This is a genomic window from uncultured Gimesia sp., assembly GCF_937910335.1.
GTDB lineage: Bacteria > Planctomycetota > Planctomycetia > Planctomycetales > Planctomycetaceae > Gimesia.
On the sequence record NZ_CALEMX010000301.1, the window covers coordinates 1 to 11,136 of the forward strand.

5 protein-coding genes and 1 pseudogene are annotated in these 11,136 nt (G+C 47.5%); 3 read left to right on the top strand and 3 right to left on the bottom strand.

The features are described from left to right. Positions 1-3,139, top strand: a pseudogene (locus Q0668_RS12185) (hypothetical protein); the annotation flags it as partial. Positions 3,140-3,293: 154 nt separating this feature from the next. On the opposite strand, the gene Q0668_RS12190 reads toward Q0668_RS12185, so the two are convergent. From Q0668_RS12190 to Q0668_RS12200, 3 genes are all read right to left on the bottom strand, one after another. Next, positions 3,294-4,745, bottom strand: coding sequence for a DUF1501 domain-containing protein (locus tag Q0668_RS12190; RefSeq protein WP_298864877.1), 1,452 nt, complete (start codon positions 4,743-4,745; stop codon positions 3,294-3,296). A 4-nt stretch (positions 4,746-4,749) separates the two neighbouring features. Continuing rightward, a complete protein-coding gene (locus tag Q0668_RS12195) occupies positions 4,750-8,262 on the bottom strand; it encodes a DUF1553 domain-containing protein (protein ID WP_298864880.1) in 3,513 nt (1,170 codons plus the stop codon). 272 nt (positions 8,263-8,534) lie between these two features. Then, a complete protein-coding gene (locus tag Q0668_RS12200; RefSeq protein ID WP_298864882.1) occupies positions 8,535-8,828 on the bottom strand; it encodes a hypothetical protein in 294 nt (97 codons plus the stop codon). Positions 8,829-9,044: 216 nt separating this feature from the next. Here Q0668_RS12200 and bshB1 point away from each other — a divergent pair, with 216 nt between their 5' ends. Together bshB1 and Q0668_RS12210 are read left to right on the top strand one after the other, a co-directional pair. Beyond that, on the top strand, positions 9,045-9,758 hold the full coding sequence (gene bshB1, locus Q0668_RS12205) for a bacillithiol biosynthesis deacetylase BshB1 (RefSeq protein ID WP_298864884.1): 714 nt from the start codon (positions 9,045-9,047) through the stop codon (positions 9,756-9,758). Positions 9,759-10,053: 295 nt separating this feature from the next. After that, positions 10,054-11,136, top strand: a 1,083-nt coding sequence (locus Q0668_RS12210; protein ID WP_298864885.1) for a Gfo/Idh/MocA family oxidoreductase, incomplete at its 3' end; no start/stop codon positions are given.

Genomic DNA, 11,136 nt, shown 5'->3' on the forward strand with positions numbered 1-11,136 from the left:
GATTCGAGCCTGGATCGATTCCTGGCTCAACCCAAATGGGAAATATCGGATTACTAACATTGATCGACTTCGGCAGGTGAACATTGAGTTAGTGCATCCGCTCAAAACCGAGTATCCCTTTCGCTGGTCTTCTGAGCCGTTTGTTCTACCACGAGAATTTGGGATGGAGACACTAATAGAAAAATCAGAAGCACTATCTCGCACAGAATTTGTCAATGCATTGAAATCAGCGGGTTACACAGGTAAGGCACCCGAGCGGATGGAAGAGACAGCAGTACCGGACAAGACGCTTCAGCGATTGAAAGAATGGAACTTTATTTCGCAGTATACTGTGATCCAGGATATGCACGCAGAAATCGGGAAAGAGGGAGAATCACCGGAACGGATAGCAGTGCTGGCGCTTGCCTATGCCAATCTGGGCAGTTTGACCGAAAACCTATGGAGCCCTGCTCACAAAGTGTTCAAGGCACGGGCCCTGTTGTACGCAGAACGACTGACGGTACGCATGGATGATTCTCCCTGGGCATTAGCGCATAGAGCCTATGTGAGAGCATTTGTTGGGCGTCATCGGAGTGCGTTAACAGATATTACAGCTATGCGATCAGCTATCAGTGAGAACTCCAGTCATAAACGTCCCCTTCCCGAATGGATTGAACTGATCGACGCGTATTGCTCTTACAAGCCGGATGTTTTGGACAAGGCTATTGAAAATGAGGATATAAAATACTTAGCACTTTATTTGCGTGTGCTGCTGGCAGATCCCGCTGGCGATGAAAAGCAAATGCTGACCAACATCGAGCAACTGCTTGCACTGGAACCAACCTGCTGCCGGGCCATGGATCAGCTTTGTGAAGTGAACTCACTGGGGATTCTAAGGATGGTCACCGAACAACGGCTAGATCAACTTTGGCCAGCGATGTATCAAAAACTGTTGGAGAGCAATCTTCCCAATTCAACCAAGGCTCCCATCCAAAGGTATCTTTCGTCTCCATTTAGTTTGATTAGCGAACAACAGTTACGGATTCAAGTCACTCAATTACTGAAAAACTCCCAGACAATAGAAATGGAACCATCTCTGAATGTGCTAGGACAGCTACTTCAGGAAGTCTCTTTTATACACACCCATCGGAAACTCAAACTTCTCACTGGCAATCTCAGTGTCAATGCCGATGACGTTCTTTCAAAATATCGACCGCTGATCAAGGGGCATCCTTATGAGCAATTTATTGAAAGTTATTCATCGGATCAAGGAGAATCGAAAACAGCTTATGAAAAGTTACTCCAGTCTCACGATCCGCGCGAACTGGAGTTAATCTCATTTCCGCTGATTTTTAACAGTAACTACAAATTAAGCCAACAAGCCTATTTTACTCTTTATAATGAAGCAATTTCGAATATCGATTTTGTATACCAGGATCAGCTTCGACATGCACATTGTTTAAAAAAACTGATTTCTGAAAGCAGACAGGAGCAAAACAGCAAGTTCGCTGAAATACTTCTGAAAGTCAGCCCCCACATGCCGCAAACTGTGGCCATGAACATCGACACAAGCAGGGAATATGTAAAAACACACAAAGCTGATTTAATGGAAAAATATGGAAAAAATACCGTTGTTTTAACAGCGTTAGCCAATAGATATCTAGCAGATTATGAGGACGTTAAAGCAGAAGAAATATTCCAACGTCGAATTGCAATCGTTCCCGATTATAAGACATATACATCCCTGGCTGGACTTTACTATAAACGAGGCGAGAAGGAGAAGTGGAAGGAGACAATGGAAAAAGCTCTCGAACTTCCCTCAACAGGACTTCAGAATGCTCTCATTCAGAGCAAGCTGGCACATTATTACATGGAGCAGGGAGAATGGGAGCAGGCGAAACCTTTTGCGATGAAAGCGGCCGAGACCTATTCAGGCTGGGGATTACAATGTGCGGCCAAGTGCTATGAAGGGCTAGGTGACCTGAAACAGGCGGAAGCTTTTCGGAAAGCTTGTTCAATGCGGTACAAATCGAGTTCTGCCGATTGGTACTTCTGGTGTGTGCGAACCGACCATGGAGATATCGAATCAGCGCGTCGGCTGGCCGAGAAGTATCTCTTAGCAAACACTGATGCGAATAATCTTGACTTGAGAATGCAAGTCGGCGTTTTTCAGTCGATCCAGGGATTGAAGACTCAGGCATTCAATACATACTTAACCGCTTTCAATAGATACAAGGATTCCTATTGTGGCTTGCATGCGGCTTTACTGGCTGATGAACTTGAATTAACTGACCAGCGTGATGACTTGCTCACAAAAATTTCCGAACGATGGCCCACCGATTTTGGAATGGCTGAACTCTCAAACCTTTTCCAGCGCATGTTGTTGAAACAAGATTCAGTCGACTGGAATCCGGTTTGTTTCCAATCTCTGATCGCCCAGATACCGGACGGAAGTCCCACAAATTATTATTATTTCGCCGGGAAATTTTTAGAACAGCGGGACCAAAAGGAGTTGGCAGAAAAATATCTACAACTTGCAGCCACATCATCCATCTCCAATAAATACAATTGCGTGTTGGCGACTCAAAATCTAAGGACAAAAAAGAAAGAGATCAAAGCACGCCGTACCACGGAAAAAGATGCAGATTATGGTCAAGCGATGTTGCTCTTGAAAAAAGCTTTATACCTCAAAAATACAGGGAAATTGGAAAAAGCACTCAAAAATATTGACGAAATTCTCAAATTAAAACCGGATCTGGTCATCGCCCTGATAAATCGAGCCCAGATTAATGAATCGCTGAATAATTTCGCCGCCGCCATCACTGATTACAAAAAAGCGATTGAGATCGAACCGGAGTACTGGTTACCTCATAATAATCTGGCTTTTTTACTGGCAGCTTGCGAGAGTGAAGAAATTCGCAATGGTTCTCAGGCACTCAAGTACGCTCAACAGTCGTTTGATCTGCTCCCTACTAAGTTCTGGGTGAATTATGGAGCTTTGGCTGTTGCTTATGCTGAAGCGGGGCAATTCGAAAAAGCCATTGAGATGCAAAAACAAACTGTGTTGCGCGCCCCGGAAAAGCAAAAGGACAATGCAACCCAGAGATTCAGGTTGTTCAGCGAGAGTAAACCCTATCGGCGTTCTTCTGAAAAGGAATAGCCGCAGTCAAAACAATCGATAAAACGAATCCTGATCTTATAGACTGGCCGAATTTCCAATTGTTTGATTTCAATGTCACAAAATAGATCACTGATATGAGCGATTCAGGAGTCAGTGACGGCTCGCTTGAAAAAGAAAATGAGTTCACTCATCCTCAAACCAGAATATCCTTCAGCAGATGATCTTCATCGGCAGGGCCGATGAGTCTTTGATCTAATCCTTGATAGGGGACTTTGAGTTTTCTGGCGTTGAGGCCTGTCAGATGCAGGATCGTGGTTTGCAGGTCGCGGACGCTCGTTTTCTTTTCAGCAATGAAGTAACCGAGTTCGTCGGTTTTGCCGTAAGTCATGCCCCCTTTGATGCCGCCACCTGCCATCCAGATGGAATAGCAGTGGGGATGATGATCACGGCCTAAAAATTTCGAACCGTTACGTTCTTCGTTCATGGAAGTTCTACCAAACTCGCCACTCCAGACAATCAATGTTTCATCGAGCATACCCCGCTGCTTGAGGTCCAAGATGAGAGCATATAACGGCTGATCGATCATTTTGGCTTTATTTGGGACAGCTGTGATCAAGTCATTGCCCTTTCCCGTACCATGCATATCCCAGCCATAATCAAACAATTGAATGAAGCGTACGCCGCGTTCTACCATACGACGGGCAAGCAGACAGTTGTTGGCGAACGAAGGCGTTTCACCGGTGGTGCCATACAGTTCGTGAGTCTGTTTGGTTTCACTGTTCAAGGCGACCGCTTCCGGGACTGACATTTGCATGCGGAAAGCCAGTTCGTACTGATTGATGCGGGTCAGCGTTTCCGGATTGCCAAACTGTTTAAGTTCGAATTCATTGAGCGATTTCAACGCGTCGAGACTGCGACGTCTTACCTCACGGTTGATGCCTTTGGGGTTGGTGACATACAGAATGGGATCACCAGTAGTACGGCATTGCACACCTTGATAGACCGAAGGCAGGAATCCACTGCCCCAGAGACTTTTTCCGCCGCTGGGATCACTGCCGCCACTGAGCAGAACCATATATCCCGGCAGATTCTTATTTTCGGAACCCAGACCATAAGTAATCCAGGAACCCATTGATGCACCACCAAATCGAGGTGCACCAGTATAGAGTAATAGTTGAGCGGGCGCATGATTGAATTGATCGGTGTGCATCGAATTGATGACCGTGACATCATCAGCTACCTTTTGGAAGTTAGGTAAGAGTTCACTCAGCCAGGTCCCCGATTGACCGCATTGTTTGAATTTGTACGGCGTTCCCAGCATTTTGGGATGCCCTTTGATGAAGGGGAAGCCACGGCCTTTCAGAAACGAATCAGGACAAGGTTGCATATTGCGTTTGACGAGCTCGGGTTTATAGTCAAACAGTTCCTGCTGCGGAGGTGATCCTGCCATATGCAGGAAGATCACGCTCTTTGCTTTGGCGGGCAGCCGGAACTTTTGAGTTTCCGTACTCTGCGGTGATTTGGCAGAAGCGCTTTGGTTGTCAGCCAGCAGTGAACTTAATGCGAGCGCACCAATGCCGGTGGAACCTTTCGCTAAAAATTGACGGCGGGTGACTGCCTGTAGTTGTTGATGTCTCAGATTCATGACTTTATCCTTTGGTAAGAACGCCATCCATATTCAATAGAACATTGGCGATGACGGTCCAGGCTGCCAGTTCCGATTTATTGTATTCAGCGGGAAGCGGGCTTAATTTATTTTCAACGAGTTTCGCTGCTTCCTCGGGATGCGATTGATAGTATTTCAATTCCGATTCATAAAGTTTCAGTAACGGCTCAATTTGCTCAGGCTGAGCAGGGCGAATCAGACTTAACTTCAGCCCGTATTCAATACGGGAACGCGGTGTTTTTCCGCCTTCTTTAAAAATGCGACTCCCCAATGCCTGAGAGATTTCGATAAAGACCGGGTCGTTTAACGTAATCATGGCTTGGAGTGGTGTATTGGTGCTGATACGTCTGATCGTACAAATTTCGCGACTCGGCGCATCGAACGTTGCCATGGAAGGGTAGGGCACGGTTCGTCGCCAGAAAGTGTAGAGACCTCTGCGGAACCGATCGGTATTTTTACTGGTGGCCCAGGTACGTTGACCGTTAAATGCGGCTCGCCAGATTCCCTCGGGTTGAACAGGATAAACAGAGGGACCGCCGATTTTTTTATTGAGTAAACCGCTGATGACCAGTGCCTGATCACGAATCATTTCTGCTTCCAATCGATAGCGAGAGCCGCGCGAGAGGAGTCGATTGCGAGGGTCTTTCTGGATATGTTCGGGTTTCGTCACTGACGACTGTTGATAGGTATTTGACATCACAATGGTTTTGAGCAGGCCTTTCATGTCCCAGCCGCTCCGGACGAATTCAGTCGCCAGCCAGTCGAGTAATTCAGGATGACTGGGCAGTTCGCCTTGCGTACCAAAATCTTCCTCGGTAATCACGAGTCCTGCGCCAAATAATTGTGACCAGAGACGGTTCACATTCACGCGGGCCGTCAATGGGTTTTCCGGCGAGGTCAGCCAGCGGGCGACAGCAATGCGATTCGAAGGTGTTTTTTCTGGTGGGGAATTAAAGGCGCTCAGTAGCGCGGGTTCGACAATGTCGCCGGGTGTCAGGAAGCTGCCCCGTACCATAATGTGGGTTTTGCGTTGTTTGTCCGCAGGCAGTTCCTGCATGATAGGAAGCTGTGGATACACGGGTTTTGATTTTTTGAGCTGCGCGATTTGATCCCGCGTTGGTTTGAGAGTCGGAGCAATCGTACGGTAGTAGGCGGCCAGTTTTTTCTGTTGTGCCGGTGTTCGATCCGCTGATTTGGTATCGACGATTGCGAGAAGATCATCAGATACATTGAGACGCGGTTCGAGTTTTGTTTCCGTCGTGTAGGAAAGTCGAAAGTTCCCCAATGCATATTGTGGGTCTTTATAATTGTGAGACAAAGTGATAATCAGTCGTTGTTTTTCTGCTTTCGCAAGTGTGGTGTTTTCAGGAATGAAGTAAGCGCTGTGTGTTTTGCCGAGTTGAGGACCAACGCCCCAGCCTTTCAGGTTCTTATTAGCGGGATCAATGGCTGCCTTCACTGGGAAGCCGGTTTGAGAGAAGGAGGCAATGGCGCGTTTTAAGGGTATTGTTTTGCGACGCGAGACCGACAGCGTGCGGGACGGAGCAGGGTATGCTTCTACAATCGTTTGCCAGATTACGGTTCGTTTGGCGTCGAGTAAGCTGACTTTGAAGTTGGATAACCTTTCGCCGGCTCCATCAGTTCGGTTCCAGATCGCAATTCGATTAATGGGAGTCTCTTTTTTCAGATTCAGTTCCCACCAGGGTTTGACTTCCGTATTGGTATGAGTTGTCGATTTGGCATCAAAAAAATGACCGTCGGTATTGCCATCAATGGCCAGGTTCGCGGCACCGGAATTCGAGGTGCTCGATTGGGAAGCGGCTCCCTGGCTGGATATATTTTTGTCGCCTTGGAATACCTGGACTTCTGCCAGCGACAGAATCTGTTTTTTGTTTCCCTGATGTTCCACTCGCAGGAATTGCCCTTTCACCGGCGTATCGATCGTTTTAAAAGGCATGCTCTCAACTTTGATTTGAGATAATACAAAATTGCCATCTTTGGCACGCCCCGGCCCTTTTGAGGGCAGGCTCGCATCGGGGAGCGCTTCCAAACGCAATGCTTTGAATGCCGGAACATCGAGTTCTGCCTCAATGATATAGTTCTCTTTGGCAGCAGGACCAGTTGCCAGAATAGATCCCTCTTTTAGAATTTGGAATTTCGTTGTTTTGGCGGTCGACTGAACGGTCAATGGGTTCAGAATCTTCCACGCTGGCTTCGCATGCAAAGTCGATTCCCACTTTTCTTGAGCAAGAGCGAGTTCTTTCGTATGGATTTGCAGCTTCTGATTGAGCGCCACGATTTCCGAATCGATCCGCTTGGTTTCTTGCAGCATGGACGGCGTGGGGGCGATGATTGTAGGGGCATCCGTCGGTTGATCGTTGTCTGCCGTCTGATTGAAGTAGGCATAAAGCTGATAGTATTCTTTTTGTGAGATGGGATCGTATTTATGGGAATGGCATTTGGCACATCCCATGGTAAGCCCCATCCAGACCTGAATAGTCGTATCTACCCGATCCGTGATGGCGGCGGTCCGGAATTCTTCGTCGTCGGTACCACCTTCCGTATTGGTCATGGTATTGCGATGAAACGCGGTTGCCACTTTTTGTTCAAGTGTCGCATTCGGCAGGAGATCTCCCGCCAATTGCTCAAGTGTAAATTGATCGAAGGGTTTGTTCTGATTGAACGCGGAGATCACCCAGTCCCGGTAACGCCAGATGGTCATTCGCAGCGGATCAGAACCGTAACCTTTGGAGTCGGCATATCGCGCCAAATCCAACCATTTACGCGCCCAGCGTTCTCCATAAGCCGGATCGGCCAGAAAACGATCGACCAGTTTTTCATACGCATTGGGAGAGGAATCGTTGATAAACTGATCGACTTCAGCCAGCGTAGGAGGTAAGCCACGCAGATCGAAACTCAGGCGGCGGATGAGTGTATATCGGTCTGCCTTAGGGTTCGGATTCAGGCCCGCCTGTTCTAATTGTGCCAGTACAAAATAATCGATTTCGTTGGCGGCCCCGTTTTTCAGTTTGACTGCAGGCCGTTGGGGACGCTGTGGTGGAACAAAGGACCAATGACGTGCATACGGGGCGCCCTGTTCGATCCAGGCTTTGATTAATGCGATTTGAGAATCCGTTAATTTGTCTCCGACATCGGGAGGGGGCATGATTTCAGATTCATCAGACGAAATAATGCGGCGATAAAGTTCACTTTGATTGACGTGCTTGGGAACAATCGCATGCGTTTCACTTTCCAGTTTTGCTGTGGCAGCGGTTCTCAGGTCAAGTCGCAGGTCAGCTTCGCGCGTGCCTTCATCAGGTCCATGGCAGTGAAAGCAGTTTTTGGACAGGATCGGGCGGATGTCTCGATTGAAATCAACGTCAACGACCGGTTTCTTTTGATCGGATGATTTCTCTGCCAGCGTCGTGGTACTACCGGCTGCAACACACGCGATGAGCATTCCAGATACAAAGAACCGCGGCGAGAAATCAAACATAGGTAGGCACCTTCAGGATGGAGTGTAATGAAGATGTGCCAGATGAAGCAGAGTGTGACACATCAAACATTACGAATCAGGTTTGGTGACACCGGTCCTCCGGTGTCAAAACCGAGGGTAGCTGTCTGTTTTGAAACAGGCAGCAGGTAAGTTAATATAGCTTAAGTGGCGCAAGCACCACCGTTTATCTTAACTACCTGAGCAAGCAGATGCAAGAAAATGTCACGTTGGAGAGTCAGGCCCGGTAAACAAAATTCGCTGAAATCCGAGTTTTATTCAATTCCCAGATTACGTTCGATATTCCGGGCTTTGGAACTCATAATGTATTGTTGCCACCAGGGGTCAGGATCTGATTCTTTAGGCCGATCGCCGCGTGCTTCATCGCCAACGGAACTCCACTGATCGATTTCGTCCTCACCACTCCAGTCGGAGTCGAATGGCTTGGGCTTAAACACACGCAGTGTCTCGCGATTGAGCTCTGAAATGGGATCAATGATCGATGCACAACCCGATGTAAATAATAAAGCCGGAGAGAGGGCGATACACGCTAAAACAAACGATTTCATAAGTCGTTCCTCCATACAATCTCCTCCAGATGAGGACAAAAAGATCTTCATCCGTTAAGATTGATGGTCAACAATATAGAAATAAGGTGTGAATAGGGAGTTGGATCCCTGTGAGAGAAGAGTGTGGGCATTCTAATGAATTTGTATTTTGAGTCTACCCCTTTTTGGGGGGACTTCAGTTGGGAACGTTTCATCCAATCATTTTAAGGAGATCACGTGGATTCTGATTTAGATGTACTTATAGTAGCACCGCATCCCGATGATGCTGAAATCAGTATTGGAGGGACCATTCTGGCCTGTAAACAGCAGGGCCTCCGTGTAGGAGTCATAGAATTAACCAACGGTGAACCAACGCCTTATGGCAGTCCGGAAATCCGAGTTAAAGAGACGGCTGCTGCCACGGAAGTATTGGATCTGGATTGGCGCCAATCTCTGGGATTGCAGAATCGGAGCCTGGAATCCAGTCTGGATGCACGACGGGAGTTGGCTGTGGTATTCCGACTTCAAAGACCCAAAATTATTTTGGCCCCCTATTGGGAGGATGTTCATCCCGATCATGTGGCTGCCAGTCATCTTACGGATGCGGCTCGATTTTGGGCGAAACTCAGCAAAACCGATATGCCTGGCGAACCATATTGGCCTCCGCAGATTTATTATTTCTGGAGCATTCATCTGCGAAACCATCCTAAACCAAGCTTCGTTTTCGATATATCTGACCAGATCGACCTGAAAATGCAGGCTATTCGTTGTTATGAAAGCCAGATGCTTACAGGTAAATCGACTGAACATCCCACGGTTTTAGATGATATCAAAGACCGAGCCCGCTATTGGGGCTGGACGATTCATCGTGGGTATGGTGAACCTTTTGCCAGTCGAGAAGAAGTCGGATTGGAAAGTTTTCTACCATTATTCTCTACGAAAAAGCCGTAGAGAGTAACAGAAATGCGGATTTCATGAGTTACGAAATCAAAAGCGATTCCAGAGTAAAATACACCTGAATTGTTGCAGATTTCAGGTTCAACCTTGAAAATCCGTCCTTTTATCGGTTAAACTTTGATAAAGAGAGTTTACTAATAATGACCGTTTGGCAAAGTCAAACTGCAAATTCGTAGCCGTTGAAGGATCTGGCTACTCATTCATCAATTTGCAGGGCTTTTCTTCGATCCTACCCGATAGTGCACAGTGCAATCCTTCCATTGACATTCCATTGAGGAGAAAAAAGAAGATGTCTCAACATTCACGTCGCGAATTTCTTGAACAATCGATGTTTGCAGCAGCCAGTGCGGCCGCTCTGGGCGCTTCTGTTCCTCATCTCTCGGCTGCGGAAAAACAGTCCAGCAGTCCAAATGAAAAATTGCGTGTTGCCTTACTAGGTGTGAATGGCCGTGGTCAATCTCACCTGAGTGCATTCACTGGTCGAAAAGATACAGAAGTGGTAGCAATTGTCGATCCTGATGAAAGCGTCGGGATGAAAAAGGGTGTCGGAAACGTTTACAAAAAGACCAATAAGAAACCTGCCTATTATAAAGACCTGCGAAAAGCATTCGACGATCAGAAAATTGATGTCGTCAGCATTGCGACTCCCAACCATTGGCACGCACTGGGTGCCATCTGGGCCATTCAAGCTGGCAAAGATGTTTATTGCGAAAAGCCGGTAAGTCATAATGTGAGTGAAGGACGACGTATTGTCGAAGCCGCTCGCAAGTACAAAAAAATTGTTCAAACAGGAACGCAGTGCCGTTCACAACCCGGTCTGATCGATGCGATCGCCTTTATCAAAGCAGGTGGCATCGGTGAAGTGAAACTGGCCCGCGGTACCTGTTACAAACGACGAAAGTCAATCGGTCCCAAAGGGAACTACGATGTGCCCGCCAGTGTTGATTACGATCTCTGGCTCGGACCAGCACCGATGGCACCGTTGACACGTTCACGTTTCCATTATGACTGGCATTGGCAAACACCTACGGGTAACGGTGACTTGGGGAACCAGGGCATCCATCAGATGGATGTCGCTCGTTGGGGCTTAGGCGTTGATAACGTTGGTGACAGCGTTCAAGCCTATGGTGGTCGCCTGGGTTATGTTGACGCGGGTGATGTCGCCAATACGCAGGTCAGCATTCACCAGTTTGGTGACAAGCGTCTGGTATTTGAAGTACGTGGTTTGGAAACCGAAGCCTATCGGGGTGCTAAAGTAGGAGTGATCTTCTACGGTTCCAATGGGTATGTGGTCATTCCCAGCTATAACAGTGCTTCGGCATTCGATAATGATGGAAAACTGATCAAGAAGTTTTCTGGTTCAGCAGATCAC